This is a genomic window from Mucilaginibacter sp. P4_E8 (genome assembly GCF_056401495.1).
In genome coordinates this window covers 1-22,698 of the sequence record NZ_JBFUJG010000040.1, presented here as the reverse complement: position 1 = coordinate 22,698, position 22,698 = coordinate 1, and the positions used below count along the sequence as shown (strand labels likewise).

General features: G+C 42.6%; 16 protein-coding genes. 5 read left to right on the top strand and 11 right to left on the bottom strand.

Annotated elements, in window-relative coordinates:
* The first annotated feature begins 250 nt into the window (after positions 1-250).
* Complete coding sequence (locus tag AC1DRQ_RS15865; protein ID WP_477425638.1) at positions 251-748, top strand: hypothetical protein; 498 nt, start codon at positions 251-253, stop codon at positions 746-748.
* Positions 749-931: 183 nt separating this feature from the next.
* On the opposite strand, the gene AC1DRQ_RS15860 is transcribed toward AC1DRQ_RS15865, so the two are convergent.
* Both AC1DRQ_RS15860 and AC1DRQ_RS15855 read right to left on the bottom strand, forming a co-directional pair.
* The gene (locus AC1DRQ_RS15860; RefSeq protein ID WP_477425637.1) at positions 932-4,675 is read right to left on the bottom strand and encodes a S8 family serine peptidase; all 3,744 of its coding nucleotides are present in this window, start codon (positions 4,673-4,675) and stop codon (positions 932-934) included.
* A gap of 130 nt (positions 4,676-4,805) precedes the next feature.
* On the bottom strand, positions 4,806-6,455 hold the full coding sequence (locus tag AC1DRQ_RS15855) for an NAD+ synthase (RefSeq protein WP_477425636.1): 1,650 nt from the start codon (positions 6,453-6,455) through the stop codon (positions 4,806-4,808).
* Positions 6,456-6,576: 121 nt separating this feature from the next.
* Here AC1DRQ_RS15855 and gldB point away from each other — a divergent pair, with 121 nt between their 5' ends.
* Positions 6,577-7,614 (top strand): gliding motility lipoprotein GldB, encoded by a 1,038-nt coding sequence (gene gldB / locus AC1DRQ_RS15850; protein ID WP_477425654.1) that lies wholly within the window; start codon positions 6,577-6,579, stop codon positions 7,612-7,614.
* Between the two features lie 82 nt (positions 7,615-7,696).
* Here the strand turns inward: gldB and AC1DRQ_RS15845 are convergent, their stop codons facing one another.
* From AC1DRQ_RS15845 to trxA, 4 genes are all read right to left on the bottom strand, one after another.
* A complete protein-coding gene (locus AC1DRQ_RS15845; protein WP_429400359.1) occupies positions 7,697-7,891 on the bottom strand; it encodes a hypothetical protein in 195 nt (64 codons plus the stop codon).
* Between the two features lie 155 nt (positions 7,892-8,046).
* A complete protein-coding gene (locus AC1DRQ_RS15840; RefSeq protein ID WP_477425635.1) occupies positions 8,047-9,411 on the bottom strand; it encodes an ABC1 kinase family protein in 1,365 nt (454 codons plus the stop codon).
* A 9-nt stretch (positions 9,412-9,420) separates the two neighbouring features.
* Positions 9,421-10,074 (bottom strand): TetR family transcriptional regulator C-terminal domain-containing protein, encoded by a 654-nt coding sequence (locus AC1DRQ_RS15835; protein ID WP_477425634.1) that lies wholly within the window; start codon positions 10,072-10,074, stop codon positions 9,421-9,423.
* Positions 10,075-10,327: 253 nt separating this feature from the next.
* The gene (gene trxA, locus AC1DRQ_RS15830; RefSeq protein ID WP_429400362.1) at positions 10,328-10,633 is read right to left on the bottom strand and encodes a thioredoxin; all 306 of its coding nucleotides are present in this window, start codon (positions 10,631-10,633) and stop codon (positions 10,328-10,330) included.
* 179 nt (positions 10,634-10,812) lie between these two features.
* Here trxA and AC1DRQ_RS15825 point away from each other — a divergent pair, with 179 nt between their 5' ends.
* The gene (locus tag AC1DRQ_RS15825) at positions 10,813-11,703 is read left to right on the top strand and encodes an alpha/beta hydrolase (protein WP_477425633.1); all 891 of its coding nucleotides are present in this window, start codon (positions 10,813-10,815) and stop codon (positions 11,701-11,703) included.
* 323 nt (positions 11,704-12,026) lie between these two features.
* On the opposite strand, the gene AC1DRQ_RS15820 is transcribed toward AC1DRQ_RS15825, so the two are convergent.
* Together AC1DRQ_RS15820 and AC1DRQ_RS15815 are read right to left on the bottom strand one after the other, a co-directional pair.
* Positions 12,027-12,920 carry an MBL fold metallo-hydrolase gene (locus tag AC1DRQ_RS15820; RefSeq protein WP_477425632.1) on the bottom strand — a complete coding sequence of 298 codons (894 nt, stop codon included), beginning with the start codon at positions 12,918-12,920 and terminating at the stop codon, positions 12,027-12,029.
* A gap of 134 nt (positions 12,921-13,054) precedes the next feature.
* Positions 13,055-13,918 (bottom strand): alpha/beta hydrolase, encoded by an 864-nt coding sequence (locus AC1DRQ_RS15815; RefSeq protein WP_477425631.1) that lies wholly within the window; start codon positions 13,916-13,918, stop codon positions 13,055-13,057.
* A gap of 211 nt (positions 13,919-14,129) precedes the next feature.
* On the opposite strand from AC1DRQ_RS15815, the gene AC1DRQ_RS15810 reads away from it, so the two are divergent.
* Complete coding sequence (locus AC1DRQ_RS15810) at positions 14,130-16,538, top strand: ABC transporter permease (protein WP_477425630.1); 2,409 nt, start codon at positions 14,130-14,132, stop codon at positions 16,536-16,538.
* A gap of 295 nt (positions 16,539-16,833) precedes the next feature.
* On the opposite strand, the gene AC1DRQ_RS15805 is transcribed toward AC1DRQ_RS15810, so the two are convergent.
* The 3 genes from AC1DRQ_RS15805 to AC1DRQ_RS15795 all read right to left on the bottom strand — a co-directional run bounded on the left by AC1DRQ_RS15805 (position 16,834) and on the right by AC1DRQ_RS15795 (position 20,602).
* On the bottom strand, positions 16,834-18,066 hold the full coding sequence (locus AC1DRQ_RS15805; protein ID WP_477425629.1) for a serpin family protein: 1,233 nt from the start codon (positions 18,064-18,066) through the stop codon (positions 16,834-16,836).
* 63 nt (positions 18,067-18,129) lie between these two features.
* Positions 18,130-19,812, bottom strand: a complete 1,683-nt coding sequence (locus AC1DRQ_RS15800) for an ArnT family glycosyltransferase (protein WP_477425628.1) — start codon at positions 19,810-19,812, stop codon at positions 18,130-18,132.
* A 172-nt stretch (positions 19,813-19,984) separates the two neighbouring features.
* A complete protein-coding gene (locus AC1DRQ_RS15795) occupies positions 19,985-20,602 on the bottom strand; it encodes a 3-keto-disaccharide hydrolase (protein ID WP_477425627.1) in 618 nt (205 codons plus the stop codon).
* Positions 20,603-21,017: 415 nt separating this feature from the next.
* Between AC1DRQ_RS15795 and AC1DRQ_RS15790 the strand changes: the two genes are divergently transcribed.
* A complete protein-coding gene (locus tag AC1DRQ_RS15790) occupies positions 21,018-22,268 on the top strand; it encodes an alkaline phosphatase family protein (RefSeq protein WP_477425626.1) in 1,251 nt (416 codons plus the stop codon).
* Positions 22,269-22,698 lie beyond the last annotated feature (430 nt).

Sequence of the window (22,698 nt, the reverse complement as noted above, 5' to 3'; positions counted from 1 at the left end):
ATTATCATTAAATGTTTGTTGCTAAAATAACCTATTTAGGGGCATAAACTAACAATGAAACACTCATTATTTTAAGCTGAAAATCAATACGATGGAAATTTTTAAAGATAGTTTTTTAATTAAAATGCCATAAAATTTCAAATCTGCCGTTTATTTGCATGAAACATATAGGCTAAAACGCGGTTAAGCAAGCGTATAACTTATGTGTCATGGTAATACATGATTAAATTCATTAACTTAAAATCACTACATGAAAAAATTAGCTTACATTTTATTTTTATCGGTTTCGTTCTTATTAATAGGTAAACGCTCACAGGCACAAGATTATAAAACAGCTGTCGGAGTAAAATTTGGCGCATATGAAGTTGGGCCCTCTATAAAATATTTCATGGATAAAAGCACCGCGCTCGAAGGTATCATCGGTATCCGTGATCATGGCGTGGTGATCACCGGCTTATATGAAATACATCAACAGGCCTTTAACGTTGACAATCTGAACTTTTACTATGGTTTTGGCGGTCACCTTGGATCAATAGGCCGCGGCGGTTATTATAAACGCATTGGCGGCGATGATGAATATTATAACGGCAAACATATTTTAATAGGCGCGGATGCCACTTTGGGTCTTGAATATAAAATACCCGAAGCCCCAATAGCTATAAGCCTTGACCTTAACCCACGACTTGAACTGGCAAGAGGGCCATTTTTTGATATTGCACCCGGACTGGGATTGAAATACACGTTTTAAAAGAGGTTAAAGGCGAAAGGTGAAAACTGAAAGGTATTTGTAATACGTAGAGCAGACTCACCTGGTCATTGATATACTTGACTACCCTTTCTGAAAGAGGGTAACAAACAAAAGTCTTCCCTTTTTAGGGAAGATTTTTGTTTTAAAGCCCTTTTCCTTTGGAGAGGGGTTGGGGTGAGGTTTTTACCTGCTGATGATTATTTTACGGGCATATACTTTTTGCCCCAGCAATACTTTTAACACATACACGCCTGGAATTTGCCCGGTAACATCTATTACCTTACTGAAATTACCTTGCGGTACACTTTGATTGTCAAGATAAACGCTTTGCCCAAGTGAATTAACAAGCGATAGCTTCAGATCGCCGGCGGCTTTGGCTGCAAAAACCACATTAAGCCGGCTGCTTGTCGGAACCGGGAACACCGCCAAACCAATATCAGTTGCATTACCGGCATTTTCAACCGTACGTGCGTATGTATAAATATCAGACATGGCCAGGCACCCGCTTGCTAAAGTAACCGCCACCTGGTAATTGCCGCTTTGCAAAGGATCAAACGTAGCAGCGGTGGCACCACTTATAACATTACCATTTAATAACCATTGGTTACCCGTTGCAAAGCTGGAATTTAAGGTGTTTGCGGTTTGTGTAACAATTGGTTTGGTTAAACTAACCGCCTGCCTGGCAGCCGATGCGCAGCCTAAGCTTTGCACCTTCATATCATAAAAATAATAATAAAAGTTCTTGTAATAGGCGGTATCCGTTGGGTCATCAGGAGCAGCGTTGTTACCGCTTATACTGAATATATCGCCTATTTTAAATGGATAACCTTTTACACCGCCATTATTACGATAAATGGTAGCTGTAGCATCAAACTCAGCTGATATAGTATAGTTGCCAGCCGCCGGTAATTCCAGGTTAAGATCATAAACCATTCCTTTGTCATTGGCATCATCAGCTTGTTCACCCGGTCGAGGGTTGGTGCGGGTGGCCTGTGCGTCAATAGTAGTGCTGGATACGGTTTGCCCATTACTGTTGTTCACATTAAAGGTTATTTTACCCGGATAACCAATATATAAGCGCGCGCTTTGAATAATCACCGGTATTTTGGTGCTCACATTTACCTCAGGTGTAAATTGATTATAGCCCCCCGCTGTAAAAACGTTTTTTGTGGCAGGCCCTACAGTACCTTTAAAATCGTTTATACCAGCATAGTAGGTATTATTTATAGGTGCCTGTGCCGTAATTGCAGGCGAACCATAGGCTATAGGGATAACATCAGTACTGTTTTGATACCATAGCAATGTTCCATCGCCGCTGCCCGATAGCAGGTATTGTTTACTATCGGTACAATAATAGGCACTAAGGGCACCAATGACAGCCGGAGTATTGATCACTGCGGTAGCTGTTACTGTATTATTCGCGCTAACCGGGTCACTGGCTAAATTACTGGTAGCCGATATGGTATAAGTTGCACCGGCCAATGCGTTAAACTCTTGACTAAAAGTAAAATTATCCTCAATCAGCGGTTGCAGTGTTCCGGTATAGGTTTCAGTGTAGGTAGTTTTGGTATTATCGGGCGCGGTAATAGTAACCGTAACGGGTATATTGCGGATGGCAGCGCTGCCAAAATTTTTAAGCCTGATAGTAACAGGCGTACTTGCCGAGCATGAACCGCTTGAACCAGGGCTTACAATGGCCACTACACCGGCATCAATACTTGTTTGCAAAAACTGAACCCGGTAATCCTGTGTTTCGCCTTTACTGTAGGTGCCGCAGGCTTGTATAGTTGCCGTATCGCTTGTTTCTGTTAACACTACCCGCATCAAACTATAGTTATCAGGGACTACTGAACCCGGTACCTTTATATTGGCAGTGTAAGTACCGGTGGCGTTAATAACACCGGTTGTAGCTGCTAATTCGTCTTCATCAAAAACGCCGTTACCATTCCAGTCAATAAATATCCTGGCGGCTTTATTAAAGTTGCCGCCGCATGTACCTAATGTTATGCTTAAGGGATAGGTTTTTGCCTGTTCCAGCTGAACAGTTAAATTAGTATAGTCCGAATAGCTTTTACAGCCTGCCGCCGGTGTGTTGTTGATGTTTGACAGTTTAAGGTTATTTATGCGCGAATCGGCATTTGAAATGGGAGCTGACGCGCAATAAGCTGTACCGCCTGTACCGATAACAATAAGCGAATATGGCTGCGAGCCTGATTTTAAAGTGCCTTTATGTGATACGGTGATGGTATAGGCTTTACCGGGCGTAGTGTTAGTAATATAAACCTGTTCAATATTATCCCTAATGTTATCACCGGTTGTTGCTGCCAAAGCCGGACTGCCTGGATTTAGCACCCACGCGTTATAAGTGGTAGTACCATCACTGATCTTTATATCCAGGTCATTGATCAATTTAGGGGTACGGCTATTGATCACACCATCGGTAGTTGGTGTTGATTCCGGGTCTGTCCATGAAATGGTTGCGGCCAGTACATTATTGCCTGATGCTATTATATTAAAGGTTTGCTTTTGACCCTGTTGCAGCGTGTTTTCGCTTATGATGCTTTTTGTTCCGTTATCAGTTATGGCTTGTGCCGCTTTTTTAGTATCCAGCAAACCCCATCCATAAATATAATCGGGGCCAACATTACCGGCATCAAAGGCGGTTTGGCATACCAGCCCCTTTAATGTGGCTGCACGCATAAAGTTACCCCCATTTTTTTGCGCATAATATTCCTGCAATAAATATAAGGAGCCCGTAATGTTTGGCGCAGCCATCGAAGTACCCGACAGGGTAAGATAAGCTGTAGGGTTATCAACTCCAACAGATAATACATTTACCCCGTTACCTACAATATCCGGCTTAATACGGCCATCATCAGTAGGGCCCCAACTGCTAAAAAAGGCACTGCTTATACTCTGGCCCTTGCTGGGCCCAAAAGGTAACGGATTTACCGCGCCAACAGTGAGTACATTTTTGGCATTGCCCGTTGTGCTGATGACATCGTAACCATTATTATCACTGATACCAGCCAGCCTGGGGCCTTTATTAACCATTGTTTGATCAGTCCGGCTTTTGTAACCATAATAATCTGTGCCTATGGCCGGGCCGTTGCTGGAGCGGCTGTTACCTGCCGATTCAACGATGAGGTAATATGGTGCATTGTTCGCAATCTTATCCCATGATTGCGCGCGGGGGTCATAAAATCCGAAGGTATAATCAACCGAGTCGCCGGGCAGGCCAAACCACTCCCAGCGGTTATCCGTATCATTAAAATTCCATCCGGCCTCGTCGCCATAAGAGTGATTGGATAACAGCAGGCCCGATGCCGCCGCACTCATCTCAGATACATCGTTATCAAAATCATATGATTGCAGGGTGGCTGCATTAAAGGCCATGCCTTTAGCTGGTGCATACACGCCTTTGGCTATCATGGTGCCGGCCACATGCGTAGTATGGTCAAGTACTGAACCGGCATCCTTAATAGTTATATTTTTGCCGGCAAACTCCTGGTGAGCCGTATATACCGAACCGCCGTCCCATATAGCTAATTTGTTATTTAAAGAGGTACTGGAACCTGATAGGCTTAGTCCAAGCGATCCACCGGGTTGTACCGCATTGGTGCCTGTTGTAGCTGCCGACGTAGTATTATTATGGGTGATGAGATACACTGGGAAACCCATGGTATTTAAGCCCTGTAACGATATCAGGTTGCCATTTTTTGAACGGCGTTGTATCCGCCATCCCTTGCTTGCCGCCAGTGCTAAAGCCTGCTTGCGACTGGCCTGATATGAGTTTCTGGATTGGGTGGAAAGATCAATTAATGCTGCACGTTTAGCCTCGCTTACAAGGGGTTGCTGGGCAAAGGTTAAGGCTGCTGTACTCAGCAATAAAAAGCAAACACAAATTGCTGTGCAAAGTTTATTCATGGCCTTGAAATATAGGCATTTTTATGAAAACAAGTATCAAGTAATTAGTATCTGGTAGCAAGATTTTTGAAGGCTTATTAAGGTAAACGGAGCTGTCCTGATACTTGATACTAATTATTTGATACTTGCGCTACGACAGGTATTTACCCACAATAGGCATCCTGCGGCCCATGCCAAAAGCTTTGGGTGATACCCTCAGGATTGGCGGGGTTTGGTAGCGTTTATGCTCGGCAAGGTTTATAAGCCTTATTGTGCGCTTAACGGTTTGTTCATCATAACCCATTTTAATGATCTCTGTTGATGAGCAACGGTTCTCTATGTACTCGGCCAGTATCTTATCTAAAATATCATATTCAGGTAAGGAGTCGGTATCCTTTTGCCCAGGCCTTAACTCAGCCGATGGTGGTTTAATGATAGAGTTTACCGGGATGATTTCCTGATTGCGGTTTATATACCGGGCAAGTTCAAATACCTGGGTTTTATATACATCGCCTATTACAGATATACCGCCGCACATATCGCCATATAAAGTCCCGTAACCTACAGCTGCCTCACTTTTATTGCTGGTGTTTAATAAAATATACCCAAACTTATTACACATGGCCATCAGCAATACAGCCCTGCTGCGCGATTGTATATTCTCCTCGGCTAAGTTAAACGGCAGGTTATGAAATTGCGGGTGCAGGGCCGTTTCAATAGCATCGGTAATGTTTTTTATGGCTATGGTTTCGCTTTTACAACCCAGGTTGTTCACCAGATCTTCAGCATCTTTTAAGGAGTGGTCGCTGGAGAAACGCGAAGGCAACAGTACCGCCATTACATTTTCGGGACCCAGCGCCTCAGCAGCCAGGGCACATACCACGGCCGAATCGATACCTCCTGATAAACCTAATATGGCCTGCTTAAAACCCGATTTATAAAAATAATCACGTATGCCTAATAAGATCCCCTGGTGTATTTGTTCAATATCACTCGGGCGTTCGGTTTTAAGGGTAGGGGTATGTTCAAAGCTGATGGTGTCATCATCATTTAAAGTGTAATAAGCCATATTCTCTTCAAAATATGGCAGCTCATCTATCAACTTGCCTGTATTGTCAAAAATTAGTGATCCTCCGTCAAATATCAGTTCTGTTTGCGCACCAACATGGTTTACGTATAGCAGGGGGAGTTTGTAGCGACTGGCATTATCACTTAAAATAGCAATACGCTCTTCATCGTGGTTATAAGAAAAAGGCGATGCCGCTATATTGATCATCACATCAGGCTGCTGGTGGATCAGGCTATCCATTGGACGGGTTACGTACAGCGGGTTTTCAATGGTATTCCATAGATCTTCGCAAATGGTAAGCGCGATTTTTTTACCCTTAAACTCAATGCAGCTAAACTCGGTTGATGGTTCAAAATAACGGTACTCATCAAACACATCATAATTTGGTAACAAGGCCTTGTTTACCATAGCCTTTACCTTGCCATTCTCAATAAAATAAGCCGAGTTGCTCAGGTCTTTACCTTCATCTTTATGGTTAAAAGTTGGCAAACCTATAATACTGGCAATGTCAATACACTCTGCAGCTATTTTTTTTGCCGATTCTTCGCACAGGCCAATAAACTCGTCAAACTCCAGGAAATCACGCGCGGGGTAACCGCAAACGCATAATTCGGCAAATACTACCAGATCGGCGCCGTTTTGCTTTGCCTTGTGTATATGATCAATAATTTTGGCTGTGTTCGATTCGAAATTACCTATATGATAGTTAAGCTGGGCTAATGCAATTTTCATCAATTATATTTGTTTTAAAGCGATGAAGCTATCGTAAGTCGTGTTTAACTCCCGATGGTTTCATGAATAGTTTAGTAACGTATTAATGCAAATAAAAATTATTTTTGCTCAAAGGATAAACATGGTAGCTACCCGGTATAAAGCAAAGCAAATTTACTTAATTTTTTCTATCAGCCTGATATTAGCAGCCTGCGGACACAATAAAAAAATTGATATAAGTCATATTAATGTAGATGTTAAGATAGAGCGGTTTGACCGTGACTTTGATGACATGCGCAGCAAACCCATGAACATGCAAGTCGCTTACCTGCAAAAAAAATATGGCGTTTTTTACAGTGATTTTATAAATCATATACTACAGGCCGGCAATGCCAATGATACGGCTTATTTTAAAACCCTGCGCCAAGTTTTCAAGGGCAAAGCATACATTGACCTGAAACATGATGTGGATGCCGCCTACCCCAACATGGATGCGCAGAATGCCAGCCTTACCGAGGCTTTTAAATACATTAAGTATTATTATCCGCAAAAAAAACTACCTAAGGTGTATGCTTATCTTTCAGGTTTCCAGGCGCAAACCTCCATTGGCGATGGTTACTTTGCCGTAGGGCTTGATCTTTTCCTGGGCGCCAATTCCAGGTTTTACCCTTCCTTAACCAATGCGTTTCCACATTATTTATCAAGGCATTTTACCCCCGATAATATTACCCCCCGCGTGATGGAAGGTATTGCCCGGGAGGATATGTTTCCTGAGGATGATAATGACAGGTCGTTACTTGCCAAAATGATTTATAACGGTAAGATCATGTATTTTATGGACCGTATACTACCCGATGTTGCCGATACCACCAAAATAGGTTATACCACAGAACAGCTAAAATGGTGCGGTGATTTTAAAGCAAAAATATGGGGCTATTTTTTGGAAGAAAACCTGCTGTACGAAACTGATTATCCCAAAATTCAAAAATTCCTCACCGAAGCACCGTTTACCCCCGGTCTGGGCGAAAAAAATGAATCGGCACCCAAACTGGCAATATGGACTGGCTGGCAAATTGTACGCGAGTATATGGACAAACATCCCGAGGTTACCCTACCACAGTTGATGGCCGATAAGGATGCGCAAAAGATATTGAATTTATCGAAGTACAGGCCGAAGTAGAGAGCCCCCAACCCCCTAAAAGGGGGTATAAAAAAAGCGCACCGGAATGCCAGCGCGCTTTTATATCTTGAAAACTTTATACTTAATCGATGATCTTGAAAACAGCTCTTAAGCCTACAGCTACGCCTAAAGCCAATAAAATGTTAGCTATCCATGAAAAGTAGGTAGAGTTTTCATCACCGGCAAAACGAATGAAAACACCTGTTATGCCTATAACGATAGCTACAACCAATAATTTATAATGTTTCTCTGAATTAGCATTTTGTATTGACTCCATTGTACTGTTATTTAATGTTTCGCAAAAATAGAAATGTTTACCGAAAATGCTATCATATTTTTATGATTTTATCGCGCCAAATAATGCAGGGTTTTTTCTTTTATAAAAACGGATCAGCATCCACAAACCTATGCCTGCCAAAATGAACGCGAGGCTTAATACTCCAGCACCACATGCGGTTTAAAGGTATCCGTTTTAACATCGGCCTTTAACTCGTGCAGTATATTATACAGGCCAAAGTTTGTGCGGTTCACATAAATAAAATGTTTTACGCCGCGGGCGTGTTTAAACTCGGGCATTTTTGATAGTCTTTCGCCAAATTTGTAGAGCTGGTCAAAAAATGTTGTTTTGCTGAAATCAAAATGGTTGTTGATGTAAGGCATGGCAAACAGCTCTATCATTTCCTTATACTGGCTATAAAAAAACTCAACTTGAGCCGGACTATCATTTGGTAATATCATTTCCAGTTGACGGAAAGCCTTGATAGTTTCTTCCTTATTGTCAAGCAGATTGGTGGAGGTGAGCGAGAAGAAGGGGTAATAAAACTCTTCGGGCATTTCTTTGATGCAGCCAAAATCAATTACGCCTAAGTTGCCCTCAGGTGTGATCATAAAATTGCCTGGATGCGGATCGGCATGTACGGCGCGCAGTTCGTGCTGTTGAAAATTATAAAAATCCCATAAGGCTTGACCAATTTGGTTGCGCAGCTCCTGCGAGGGGTTGGTGGCCAGAAATTCGCGCAAGTGTTTACCATCGAGCCAGTCCATAGTGATGATGCGTTTGCTGGATAGTTCTGGGTAATATTTAGGGAAAACAACATGGTTCAGATCGGCACATGCGGTTGAAAATTCGATGGAGCGGCGAACTTCCAGCTCGTAGTCGGTTTCTTCCAGCAGGCGTTCCTCTACCTCGCGCATATAAATATCCAGTTCCTTTTCACTCATGCCCAACATCCTGAAAGCAAATGGTTTGATCAGTTTAAGATCTGATGATATGGAATCGGCCACACCGGGGTACTGGATCTTTACTGCCAGTTTTTTACCGTTTAACTCAGCCTCATGAACCTGACCTATAGATGCGGCATTGGTGGAGCGGATATTGAACTTATCGAAGATCTGATCGGGATTTTTGCCGAAATATTTTTTAAATGTTTGCACAATAAGCGGCCCCGAAAGCGGTGGTGCGTTATATTGCGATTGAGTGAATTTATCAACGTAAGCCTGCGGCAACAGGTTTTTATCCATGCTGAGCATTTGCGCTACTTTGAGGGCACTGCCTTTTAGCTCGCTTAATGACTGGTAAATATCCGTGGCATTATCCTCGTTCAGTTCAGACCGGTCCATAGTAGGGTTGAACAGTTTTTTGGAGTAATGTTTAATATAATTGCCGCCTATTTTTACGCCTGTTTTAATAAACTTTGTGGAACGCTGAACTTTTGTGGTTGGTATGCTATTTTGTTCGGGAGCCGCCTCTAAATCTTCTTCGCCAACAGGCGGAGAGACTTTTTTCTTTTCTGCCATAATTAATTTTTAGAACCCCATCTTATCTTTTATGCCACCGTTTTTAACCAGGAACTTGCCATACTCAAACAGGTTATCAATGGGCGAACGCTGAAACAGATCGAATGTTACGTTAACACCTTTTTCAATGGCTTCGTCTGTTTTTTCGAACCCGGTAGAGTTATCATTTACCCAGAAGTGAAGCACAAAAACAAATTGGATCCACAAGGCATCCTTGTAACGCTTGCTGAAAAATTTGCGATCGCTAAGCTCGGCGGTTTCAATGCCTTCTTTCAGGATCTCATCGGCAAAGTTTTCATAAATATCTTTCAACTGTTCAAAAACGCGCGGTGTCGAAAATCCCCGGGGCTGTTTATTGATAGTGTACACCGCAAAGCTGCGGCTACCTTTAAGCAGTTCAAAAAAGCCGTAAAAAAACGACAATGCTTTTTCGCGGGCGGCATATTGGGCCCACACTTCCTGCGATTTGATCTCAGTTAAAGTTTTCCTGGCAAAATCGGCCCAGATATTTTGTTCAACTGCTTCAAACGAACCGAAGAACTGGTAAAACTCAGCCTCGGTCATTTCGTTTTGCTTGGCAAAAATATAAACCGATTTAGGCTGTATGCCTTCGGTCAATACATAATCAATATACGCGTTTTGGATGCTTTCGATAGTTGCCATGATAGGATTGCTTTAATATTTGACACGTTAAAGTTACTTACATAGGTTGAGCCAAATGTCATACCTGTTTAATTTAAACGTCTGATTTAAAAGGATGTTTTACTGATTTGCAGATAGCCTCACCCCGGCCCTCTCCAAAGGAGAGGAAGTAAAACTGTTCAAAGTGCAGCAGGACATTCAAAAGTCTCCCCTTTCAGGGGGAGATTATTCACATTATTATATTTATTTTTTGTGTTCATGATGGCTGCGCCGTTTAGAGGGGGCTAATAAACTGCTCCACTGCCTGCTGTAATTGTTTGGCTTGCACCACGCCGCTTTGCCGCCATTTGGTTTGTCCTTTTTGGAAAATCATCAGGGTGGGGACGCTTTGTATCCGGTAAGCGCTGGCAGCAGATGGGTTTTTATCGATATCTATTTTAAGGATGGTCACTTTATCGCCAAGCGCGTGTTTTACATCTTTAAGTATGGGTGGCATCATTTTACAAGGACCGCACCACTCGGCCGAAAAATCAACCAGTACGGGCGTTTCTGATGCTATAATTTCCTGAAAATTTGCCATAGATTTTATTTTTAGTTTATGGATTATAGTTGATGGTTCATGAAACCAGCGACATTAATTAAACATACCAATTAAGTTAAAGTTTAAGGTAATTCCGCAGTCATTTTCTAATGTGACTTTTTTGCTCTGATGTATATATGAAGTATAAGTCTGTTATTTAAAAATACCTAAATTTAGCTATGCAAACAAAACTAACCACTTATCTATATCTGTTGCTTTTTATTGTGCCAATTGGTGTAATGGCACAGGATAATGCCACGGTGATACCGCTTTGGCCAAAAGGAGCTCCCGGATTTGAGAACCGCCGTAATGAGCCCGAGCAGGCTAAAGATTACTGGGTGAAAAATATCCATAACCCATCCCTTACTGTTTTTACACCACCCGCGGGCAAGGCTAACGGCGCAGCTGTGGTGGTATGCCCCGGCGGTGGCCACCGCTTGCTGGTTTACACTGCCGAAGGTGTGGAGCCAGCCAGATATTTAAGCAACCTGGGCATCACCGTTTTTGTGCTGAAATATCGTCTGGGCCGCGATACGCTTTCGCCCTATAAAATTGATGTACATGCCAAACAGGATGGTTACCGTGCCATGCGCCTGGTGCGCAGTAAAGCCGCCGAATATGGTTTGGATACCAACCGCATTGGTATGATGGGCTTTTCGGCCGGTGGCGAAGTGGTGGATATGGTGGCCTATGGGGAAGGTAAAGGCGATCAGCATGCTCCCGACCCAATTGACAGGCTAAATGCCCGCCCCAGTTTTTTAATACAGATTTACCCGGGACCGCTATATATTCCTGATGTATTGCCGGCTGATGCGCCGCCGGTATTTTTACTGGCTGCTAATGATGATGCCTGTTGTTCGCCATCTGTAGTAAAATTATTGGACAGGTACCGTGCTGCCAAAATACCTGTGGAGCTGCATTTGTATACAAAGGGCGATCATGGCTTTAATATGGGCAACCGATCCAAACTGCAATCCATCAATACCTGGCCCCAGCGCATGGCCGACTGGCTCGCCGATAACAATTATTTAAATCCGGTAAAAAAGGAACGGCCTAAAGTATTGCATTAGGCCCGGGCCTCCCAGCCCCCTAATGGGGGAGTTTTTTGATTAGCATAATGATCAGTATAGTGAGTTGACTCACCCTGGCATCGCTGCGCTCGCCATCCCTCTCTTCGCCTGCGGCGGAGAGTAAAAGGAAATAAAAAAGCGTCATTGCGAGGAACGAAGCAATCTTTATGCTTACAGGCCCCTCTGTAAGTCGGGATTGCATCGTGCCTCACAATAACGCCTGGATAAGTTTTCTCCCCCTCTCCAGCGGAGTATAGGCCGGGTGAGTAATCTCGCCAAGCCAATCAAAAAGCTCCCCCTTTAGGGGGCCGGGGGGCTGGCGACTATGCGCTCAATTCCTCGTAAGCTGCTGTCAATCCGCGGTCAATGCCATCGCCCTGCCATTCGGTTACACCGGGGATGGCTTTAGCTGCCACAATCTCTTCTTTTGATTTGCCGGCTTTTATGCTGCTGTCCACAAAGGTTACCAGGCTTTCCATAAAGTGCTGCATAGCCTTTACATCGTTTATATTACCGGTTACCTTTTGCGGATCAAAGGCATGGCCAAATACAAACAGGGTGTTTTTGTCAAAATGTTTTTGCGCCTGTTCCAATGTGGTTATCCAACTTTTGCATGATGCACCGGCTGTACGGTCAACAAAGGGGTAACGACGGTTAAAAACCAGATCGCCGGTATGCACTACGTTGGCATTTTCAAAATGGATAAAGCTATCGCCATTGGTATGGCCGGCGCCAAAGTAATGCGCGGTAATATGTTCGTCACCCACTTTAATTTTCCAGTTGTCGGTATAGGTAGTATCAGGATATAGCTGCTTGTCTTCGGTTTTTTGTTTAACAGCAGATGTCTTTTGGTTGGTAAGCGAATTGGCATGGGCAGCCACATTTTTCGCCAAGCCTTTAAATGATATATTACCGCCGGTATGGTCGCCGTGATGATGGGTGTTAATAAGCCATTCAAAAGGCTTGTCTGATTGTTTTTTCAACTCACCAATAAGGTGCGTGGCCTGCTCAGGGAACTCGGCATCAACCACTACAATGCCTTCCTTATTCACCAGCCACGCAATAGTGCCGCCCTTTTCGGTGAATATACCCACGTTATTGCGCAGGGGCTTGAACTGGTAAGGGTCATCAAATATTGATGCGAAGCTTCTTTTACCTAACAAGGCAATAGAGCCTGCGGTAAGCGCGGTGTTTATTAAAAATTTACGACGTTCCATATTTTTATTATTAGTTCAGTAGCTCATTGGTATTCGTTCATTAGTTCAGTAGTTCATTGGTAACTTGCCCGATTTAGCAATCATATTAAATTTAACACTAATTAACCAATGAACAATTGAACCAATGAACCAAATCAATATTGATGAAAACTTTGCGATACAAATTCAAGTACGTTGGGTAGGGACGCGCGCCAGTAGGTCCAGTTATGGGCGCCATCACGAATCCGGAACTCATGCGGGATCTCCTTTTTGCGCATAGCTATATGTACCATGCAGTTTCCCTCATATAAAAAATCATCATCTCCATCATCAATAAACCAGCGTACGGCTTTTTTCTGCTCCTCGGGCATTGTATTCATCATATACAAAACACTGTGCGTGTTATAATACTTAGTAATAACGGAGTCGGGGAGGTTAGGGTTGCTTCTTGTTAACTGTGTTTTGGCATCCTCCAAACTAAGCGGACCGGTTGACGCACTGAGCGGRCAGGCTGCCGAAAACATTTCGGGGTGATGCAGTGCATAAACAAAACTTCCGCCGCCACCCATAGAAAGCCCGGCGATGGCCCTGTAATGTTTATCGGCTTTTACACGGTATTTTTTTTCAACGTAGGGTACCAATTCCTTGAAGAAGAAGTCCTCATAGTTCCAGTCGCCTTTAACATCATTAAAATAGCCACGCCTGCCGGTATTGGCATCAGGCATTACAATGATCATTGGGGTGGCCATACCTGCATTAATAGCCTTGTCGGTAATATTCAGCACTTCGCCAAACTGCACCCAGCCCGTTTGATCGTCGCCAGAGCCATGCAGCAGGTATAAAACCGGGTAACTGCGGCCCGATGTTTCATAATCTGGTGGCAGGTAAATGGCAAACTTACGGTCGCTTTTTAATATTTTACTGGGTAACGAAAGATTGTCATAAACTTTACCGGTTTGTGCCATCAACATCAACGGACAAAGCATCAGCAGTGAAGCATAAAGGGTCTTTTTTATCATGATGGATAGGTATATTGGTTTATCCATCAATATCGGGGTAATACTGTAATAAGCAGCTATGCTTATTGTAAAAATCTTGTTCGGGTTAGCGTTTGCGGCTTTTATATATGATGTTAAAGTTTGTTAATATAAGTAAAGCCGCATATTGAATATCAAAAATGTTAACGTACTTTATATTGGCCCTATCAATAAGTACTAAAAATAAAAACCTATGCTGCGTAATTACATCAAACTTGCCTGGAGAAATCTTTGGAAAAACAAGGTTTTCTCACTCATCAATATTTTCGGTCTTTCGGTGGGTATCGCGTTCGCCTTACTTATAGGTGCTTATATATGGGATGAGTTTCAGGTAAACCACCAGCTTAAAAATTCAGAGAGCCAGTATATACTGTTAAGCAAGTGGAAAGATCCTAACATGGGTAACGAAATAGGGAGCATAGCGCAGCTTCCTAAAACATTAAGGGATAACTATCCTAATCTGGTAGCCAATTATTATCATTTTGATGCCGTTACCACTAATGTATCAAGGGGCGAGATGCATTTTCGGGAAAGCCTGCAACTTGGCGATAGCACGCTACTTAAAATGTATGGTTTTAAGCTATTACAGGGCGATGTGAACACCGCGCTGAATGACCCTTTTTCGGTAGTGTTGACGACTGATATGGCTAAAAAATATTTTGGCCGTACCGAGGTGATTGGCAAAACCCTCAACTTTGAAAGCTTTGGCGGCGAAAAACACGATTTTTTAATTACCGGTGTATTGGCCAAAACACGTCGCAACTCGGTAACTAATCTTAACGCTGGCATCAATTCAGGTTTCTTTTTTACAGCAAATGCCGCTAAATATTTTAAACGCAACCTGAATGGCTGGAACAATACAAACATTGTTAACTACATTGAACTACAAAAAGGAGTAACTCCTAAAGATCTTGAAAAACCTATAAAGGAGCTAACCCGAAAAAATGCGCCTGAACAGATCAGTAAAAATCTTACTACCCAGGTAGTGGCACTTCATGATTATAATTTGATTGCCGGTGGAGGCCTGGTAAAAAAAATGATATATACCCTGGGTTGCATTGCCCTGTTTATATTGCTGATGGCGGTCATCAATTTTGTAAATATTTGTATCGGGCGATCGTCGGGTCGTATGAAAGAGATGGGGATCCGCAAGGTATTGGGTGGTTTACGTAAGCAGCTCATCTGGCAGTTTTTAACGGAGTCGGTTTTATTGGTAATGTTGTCAACTGTGCTGGCACTTATCATATTCATGATAGCCCGGCCATATTTCAGCAGCGTGCTTGGTACGGAAATTACCGGCCTTTTCTCGTTCCCGGTTTATTTTATACCTGTTCCTTTCTTATTCGCACTTTTGGTTGGTGTGCTGGCTGGTATTTATCCGGCGCTGGTATTATCAGCGCTAAAATCGGTCGACTCACTGAAAGGCAAACTCAATTCGGTGAAGGAGAGCGTACTGTTCCGCAAAACGCTGGTTGCATTTCAATTTGGTACAGCTGCTGTTGTATTTATAGGTGCCATTATTATTTCGCAGCAGATAGGCCTGTTTTTTAATAAAGATCTGGGTTATAATCGCGATTATGTGATCTACGCCCAATTACCCCGCGACTGGTCTGTAAAAGGCGTGCAAAAAATGGAATCCATCAAAGAACAGCTGGCACAAATGCCTGAGGTGAAAAATATAACGTTGTCATGGGAGATCCCCGATGGTAGTAACGGAGGTAATTCGCCTATATACAAACAAGGGTCAAATCCGGCCCAGGCAATAACTTCACAGAATTTGGCTACAGATAATCAATACGCGGCTACTTATAATATCCCGTTAAAAGCAGGTACATTTTTTAAGCCGGTTTTTATGGTAGCCGATACCGCCCAGGTAGTTATTAACGAAACAGCATCAAAAGCATTAGGTTACCCGACCCCTGAGAATGCCATTGGTCAACGTATTATGATCCCGGGGGTTAATATCCCCTTTACCATTTGTGGTGTTACGGCCGACTTTCATTTCGGGTCGATGCAGAGCCGCATACAACCTATCACCTTTTTTAATGTTAACTATACTACCTATTACCGCTTCTTTTCTATCAAGGTAAAGCCTGGTAATATGCAACATAACCTGCAGGCCCTACAGAAAAAATGGGGCGAAGTTTTGCCTGGCGCCCCGTTTGAGTATAGCTTTATTGATGACGCGCTCGCAAAGATTTATCAAAGCGAGTTGCAGTTGAAGCAGGCATCATATATTGCTACTATACTTGCTATTATTATTGTGCTGCTTGGTGTATTAGGTTTAATATCATTGAGCATACAAAAACGTACTAAAGAGATAGGCATCCGTAAAGTGCTGGGGGCATCAGTTGCCGGTATCATCAGTTTATTTATGAAGGAGTTTTTAGGTGTGATATTAATTGCAGGGTTAATAGCCTGCCCGGTGGCTTATTTAATTATGAACCAATGGCTTAATGATTATACCTATAAGATCGCCATTACCCTTAATCCTTTTATCATAGCCATAGCCGGCTTAACTTTGGTTACGGCCATTTTAATAGCTGTACAAACCATTAAGGCAGCGCTTGATAGCCCGGTTAAAAGTTTAAGATCAGAGTGATAACTCACTCAACTCTTTTCCTCGGAGCTACTGTATGTACATATCTTGAAAACACGCAACAGGGTAATATGCTCCGTTAGGAGCTACCTGTTTGTAGCACTTAAATATTTATACCCTTTGCCTCGTAGAGGCTACCCGTTAATAACAAAAGCGATTATCTGCTAATTAGGGGTTGCACCTACGGAGCAAACCCGCTTTTTGGTTTTTTACTACAAACAGGTAGCTCCTAACGGAGCATATCAACCGGTGTACACACAGTAGCCAAAGGAGAGGGCTTTATCAAATGTTTTATGTTTTAGTTCCCGCTTAAGGTAGGGTCATTCACCACCCCCGCAAATAGCACCAGACCTGTTTTCATTTCTCTTATAGCGAAAACGAATGGACGGTTAAATGCGTAGGAAAACGGAGCTGCCGATGTTAACCCAACACTTACCGAAGTAACGGCCGCTGCTTCGGTACCATCTTCGTTTACATCAACATAAGCTTTGTGCTTAACCTCGGTAATTTTAAGGCCAGTGGCGCTTATTCGGGTAAAATCGGCAAAATCCGAAAATGCATTGGCCATACCCAGGCTGCTTAATATATCGTTCAGAATAATTTCATAGCTGAATTTAAACTTAGGCAAACTAATTATAGCATGACTTGACCCTAAACCAGCCATTAATATTTTCCATTTTGCCGAATCAAGGCCTGCAACATAATCCTTTACAGATGTACCTTCCTTTGGTGACACAAGTACCATACTGTATTTTCCGTTGCCATAAGGAAGTTCAATAGCTGTTGCATCGCTTGCAATGCCGACGTTACAATTCAGATCATTGTTCATAAAATCAGCCTGAACTATACCCCCTGTTGACAGATGGAAATCGGCTTTCTTTGTTTTAGCCGCATCAAAACGATCTTTCCAGGTGCTTTTAAAATATATGGCGTTGATAAGATACATCACTGCATTAGACGGTATCTGGTCAACTATTTTGGTGATCTTGCCATTGGTTTGTTCATTTACCCAGCTGTTGATCAGGTCCTTAGTAGCTGCAGATTTGAAGTCAACTCCCGCTATTTTAGCATTATAATTGGTGGTATTAGTTTGCAAAAAGGCAGGCAAGGGTGTAAATGTGTTGGCGTACCAAATGGAGTTGGCTATTTTAACGGTTGCTTTAGGATCTAATTGCGGCAACTCCGTGATCAAGGTATGGTAATAGCTGTTAACCTGGTCTTCGGTAAAACCATTAAAATTCATCGTGTTCCTAATGGCCGCTAACGTTTGGCCGTTGCTACCATTGCTGGTCATGCCAATAGCCATGCTTACACTTAATGGCGATATAAAAAGGTTTTGATTATCAGCTGTCCCGCTAAAGGTTGCTTTAAACAATTTAAGGGTAAATGCATTATCGGCAGTAACTTTTTGCTGCTCCGTGGCGGTAAGCACCAGGTCTTTTCCAACAATGGGTTCAACAGGACTTTTTTTACAGGCAGTTGAAAAAATTAAAAGCAAAAGGCTTATTAGTGTAGTGGTTTTAGGTGTCATAAATAAGTGGTTTATAATATATTACGGAACTACTATTATTTATGCTACAGATAAGGTAATTATTTATTTAATATTTGGAGGAAGGGGGTTTAATAATACAATCTGCATTTCTGATAATTCTTTATCACGGGTGGCCTTGTCTAAAAAAGCGGGTTTAAGTCGGGTCACAGGGTACCGTTTATATGTTTTAATAACCTTATATTTCCAGCCCCTGGCGGCAAAATTGTGCAGTATATCGGTATTGGCATAAAGCAAGGCGGGGGATGGGATAGTTCCCGAACCATCAGGACTGGTTTCAGTAACCAGGGCATCCAGATAAAAATTCATATCGTCGTGAAACATGCCATCTGCAATATAAACCGGGAGTTTTTGGGGATTATTTTTGTTGATCCACATAGCAGCCTCACTGCCGGCCTGATAATGTAACAACGAAGGGTAAAAACACAGGTTAAGGTACAGGTTTACAATAAATGCTGCTAACAATGTGCGGAATACGGTTTGTTGAATACCAGCAGAGATCTTGCCCGGTAAAAATATCAGCGCCGGTAATACCGCTAAAATGATAAGCCCTTTAAGCCAGTTTAAGGTTTCGGGCTGATAAAAATATTGAAGTATGCCTATGATAACCAGCATCAATATAATAACCACAACCTGGGTAACGCGTACAGCTTGAATGCTTTTGGCTGATGTTAAATTATAAAGGTATTGCGCTGTGATGATGGCGAAAAACGGAAATACGATAACTATATAATGCGGGAGCTGAAACTTTGATGCCGAAAAAAGCAGGAAGGTAAGCATCGATCCGCAGAGGCAATACCACTCGTGAGCCTGCACATTTTTGATGCCTTTTTTGATGAATTGGAATATAGCAACAAACAATAATAGCGACCAGGGTAAAAATGCCCATAAGGTGGTATGGATAAAAAAGGAGGGATCGCCGCTACCTTTTATAGGGCCGGTATTAAAAAAACGACCGAACTGGCTATCCCAGAAAAAGAATTTGATACCCGATACGCCCGTACGCCCAAACATCACCTTTTCGGGGTGCATATCAAACTGCCGGTACAGACACCATATTTCGGGCATGATAAATAGTAATATCAATACCGCTGCCAATAACCATCGCCAGTGAAAAAGCTGCTTACATTGCCGGGTGATGATCAGGTGCCCAACCACCGCACCGCCGATAGTGATCAGCGTGAACATCCCTTTGGTCATGATGGCGCAAGCGGTAAATAGACTGGCAAAAAGTAATTGCCAAAAACTATTACGGGTATGCGCTTTATAAAAATGATAAACCGCGGCAATGATCAGTCCGGTTAAATAAGGTTCGGCACGTACATCGTTATTGGAGAGTACAATATGCTGGGCGGTAAGTAGTATCAACACGGCCCATAGGGCTATTTGTTTATTGTAAAGTGCTTTAGCTAAATGATAGGTATAAGCAGCCCCCATCATCACAAATAAAATACCCGGTAGCTTATAGGCCCAGGTAGTAAAACCAAAACACTTAAAAAACAAGGCGGTAACCCAAAACGGAAAATGAGGTTTATCCAGCCAGTCGGTACCCCAGGCAAACAGATCAGCATAATTGTTACGCTGCACCATATTTTTGGCTATGGTGGCATACAGGTTGCCATCGGGCCCTATGATGGTGATAAATAAGCCGCTAAAGTTTACCACAACGGCCATGCCTATAAAGAGGTAAAGCCATTTTGTTTGATTAGCAGCGTTTGGTTGATCCATATATAAAATAAGCCTGGGTAAGCGGCGGTAAATATAAACAGATTTAAGGGTAGCGGGGAAAATCAAACTCCTCCGATATGTATAAATGTTGTTTAATATGAACCGTCGCAGGAAATCCGGATAGTCACCGGCGCAATGCATGGCGTAACGGCTATTCCATCTATGTTCAAGCTTATGGTAACTCCTTTATTTGAATATGGCGATATTCCATCTGCCCGCGATCACCTTCCAACCCCATAGGACCGGTTGCGGGTAGCACCAGTGCATCTTCGAGCACCTCACCGTTGCACTCACAGTGGGCAATATTATCTTTCACCGTGACAATAATGGTGTTCCAGTCCTGCGCCCGGTAATTTTTCAAATCTTTATAGGGACCGGCCAGGAGATAATCACGGCATTGGAGCTGCTTCCCGCGCAGAAAAATGCCACTATCTGCATTTTTGGACGCACGGAATTCGATCTTTAGAATGAAGTTTTTAGGAAACTCCCGCAGGGTCCATGACTGCTGTACTTTACGTTCTACTCCTACCGGATAGTTTACCGTGATGATTCCGTTAGCGGAAGAATAACGTCCGTCAGAAGACACCTTCTTTCCGTCGAACTTTTCCGTGACGTCACCCTCCTTGCTCCGGTAGCACCAACCGTTGAGCGTGGTCCCGTCAAAGAGGCTTTCAAAACCTGCATCCGGTTTCCAATTCTCAGTTTGAGCGCTTGCCTGCAGACCGGTAAACATGAATCCGGCTACAAGCATAAAAACAGGAACGATTACTCGCGACATTATTTTTTTCATAGTAATAGGTTATAGTATGAATTAACTGGTTAATTTAAGTTCTTTTTTCCGGGCAGTGACAGCGTTTATCCGGCAGCTGATAACGGCAGACAAAAGGTAAAAATAAAAGCACATTTTATTATATATAATTTCAAGTATTTTAATAGTGACAAAAGATCATGGACAATTGGACTATAGGACAAAAGACTATGAGATTAAGGGACAAAAGATAAAAGGATTGGAGGGCAAAGGACGAATGGACAAAAGATAAAGGGATATACAGACACGTATCGCATAAACTGAGAACGGCTTTGTCTTTTGTCCATTCGTCTTTTATCTCATGGTCCCTTAGTCCCATCAAAACATAACAATTTATTAACCCCATGATTTTTAAAACACGGTAGTTTAGTATCTTGTACAACTGATATTATAAACAATGCAAAACCCTGTTAAATTAACTTTAATTACGTTGCTGTTACTGGCAACTTTTGGCGCAAACGCTCAAACCCGTGTTAAAAAAGCTGTTTTTATTATTGCCGATGGTATACCTGCCGACGTGATTGAAAAGCTGAACACTCCAAACCTGAAACTGATAGCTAAGCAGGGTGCCTACCTCAGGGCGCATGTTGGTGGCGAAAAGGGAGGCTACTCACAAACGCCAACCATATCGGCCAATGGATATAATAGTTTGCTTACTGCTACCTGGGTAAACAAACACAATGTTTGGGGCAACGATATTAAAGCGCCAAATTATAATTATTGGAATGTGTTCCGGATGTTTAAGAATGCTTATCCAGAAGGGAAAACGGCTGTTTTTTCGAGCTGGACAGATAACCGAACTAAACTTATAGGCGATGGATTACCCCAGGCTGGTAATATCCACCCTGATTATGCCTTTGACGGTTATGAACTGGATACTGTAAAATTCCCGCATGATAAGGCGGGTAATTACATGCACCTGATTGATGAGCAGGTGGCCACATCGGCTGCTATTTGTATTAAAGATAAAGCGCCTGATTTGTCGTGGGTTTATTTAGAGTATACCGACGATATGGGGCACAAGTATGGCGATAGCCCACAATATTATGATGCCATTGAAAAAATGGACGCGCAGGTTGGCCGCATCTGGCAGTCTATACAGTACCGCCAGAAAAACTTTAAGGAAGACTGGCTGATATTTATCACCACCGATCATGGCCGTAGTGAACTAAACGGAAAAGACCACGGCGGTCAAAGCACCCGCCAGCGCTCAACCTGGATGGTGACCAGCTATAAACCGCTTAATAACTATGCTAAATATTACTATCCGGGTATTATTGATATTACATCATCCATCAACAGTTTTTTAAATGTAAAAGTACCTTCGGCCCAACTACACGAGATGGATGGCATATCCCTGATCGGTACGGTATCGGTGGCTCAACCCGAAGCCAACTATATACAGGGTGCACTGGATGTAAACTGGAAAGCCCTTGACGCCAAAGGCAAAGTAAAAATATGGGTAGCTGCCGCCAATAATTTCAAGGAAGGCAAACCAGATGATTACCAATTACTTGCTGAAGTGCCTGTTACTAATGAACATGCCTTGTTAGATGTTAAAAACATGCCGTCTAAATTTTATAAGGTTTGTATTGAAGGGGAATTTAATACCGTGAACAGGTGGGTGGTTTTGGAGGATAAGAAGTAGGGTTTTTGGAGATACAGGACTGTAAGAGTCAGGAATCAAGAAAAATATAACACACTAACCTTCGCTCGTCTGTGACGAGTGCTTAATATGGTTTAACGTTTGCAACGTAAATTACATTATCATCAAGATGAGGCGACATAATCGCATACCCATTTAAGTGTTAAGAAAAAAGGTAACCTATACGCGTCATTGCCTTTAGATTAGCTTCAACAAAATAATATAGGTTATTATTATTGTTGAAGCTTTCTTTTTGCTTCTTTTTCTTTGTTAATAACCTTGATTTTTGTGGAAAAAGTTAACAACGGTAAGGGTTCATTATCGTCATTGCCAGGCTTAAAGGCCTATGCCTCGATTAAATCCCTTACCGCTTGTTTTAAACTGTGACATCAAATAGAAATTAGAGTTTGGAAGGCTCATTAGTAAGGTATTG

Excerpts from the sequence above, each read along its gene's own strand:
- AC1DRQ_RS15865 (WP_477425638.1), top strand. The coding sequence starts at position 251 with ATGAAAAAATTAGCTTACATTTTATTTTTATCGGTTTCGTTCTTATTA.
- AC1DRQ_RS15860 (WP_477425637.1), bottom strand. The coding sequence starts at position 4,675 with ATGAATAAACTTTGCACAGCAATTTGTGTTTGCTTTTTATTGCTGAGT.
- AC1DRQ_RS15855 (WP_477425636.1), bottom strand. The coding sequence starts at position 6,455 with ATGAAAATTGCATTAGCCCAGCTTAACTATCATATAGGTAATTTCGAA.
- gldB (WP_477425654.1), top strand. The coding sequence starts at position 6,577 with ATGGTAGCTACCCGGTATAAAGCAAAGCAAATTTACTTAATTTTTTCT.
- AC1DRQ_RS15845 (WP_429400359.1), bottom strand. The coding sequence starts at position 7,891 with ATGGAGTCAATACAAAATGCTAATTCAGAGAAACATTATAAATTATTG.
- AC1DRQ_RS15840 (WP_477425635.1), bottom strand. The coding sequence starts at position 9,411 with ATGGCAGAAAAGAAAAAAGTCTCTCCGCCTGTTGGCGAAGAAGATTTA.
- AC1DRQ_RS15835 (WP_477425634.1), bottom strand. The coding sequence starts at position 10,074 with ATGGCAACTATCGAAAGCATCCAAAACGCGTATATTGATTATGTATTG.
- trxA (WP_429400362.1), bottom strand. The coding sequence starts at position 10,633 with ATGGCAAATTTTCAGGAAATTATAGCATCAGAAACGCCCGTACTGGTT.
- AC1DRQ_RS15825 (WP_477425633.1), top strand. The coding sequence starts at position 10,813 with ATGCAAACAAAACTAACCACTTATCTATATCTGTTGCTTTTTATTGTG.
- AC1DRQ_RS15820 (WP_477425632.1), bottom strand. The coding sequence starts at position 12,920 with ATGGAACGTCGTAAATTTTTAATAAACACCGCGCTTACCGCAGGCTCT.
- AC1DRQ_RS15810 (WP_477425630.1), top strand. The coding sequence starts at position 14,130 with ATGCTGCGTAATTACATCAAACTTGCCTGGAGAAATCTTTGGAAAAAC.
- AC1DRQ_RS15805 (WP_477425629.1), bottom strand. The coding sequence starts at position 18,066 with ATGACACCTAAAACCACTACACTAATAAGCCTTTTGCTTTTAATTTTT.
- AC1DRQ_RS15800 (WP_477425628.1), bottom strand. The coding sequence starts at position 19,812 with ATGGATCAACCAAACGCTGCTAATCAAACAAAATGGCTTTACCTCTTT.
- AC1DRQ_RS15795 (WP_477425627.1), bottom strand. The coding sequence starts at position 20,602 with ATGAAAAAAATAATGTCGCGAGTAATCGTTCCTGTTTTTATGCTTGTA.
- AC1DRQ_RS15790 (WP_477425626.1), top strand. The coding sequence starts at position 21,018 with ATGCAAAACCCTGTTAAATTAACTTTAATTACGTTGCTGTTACTGGCA.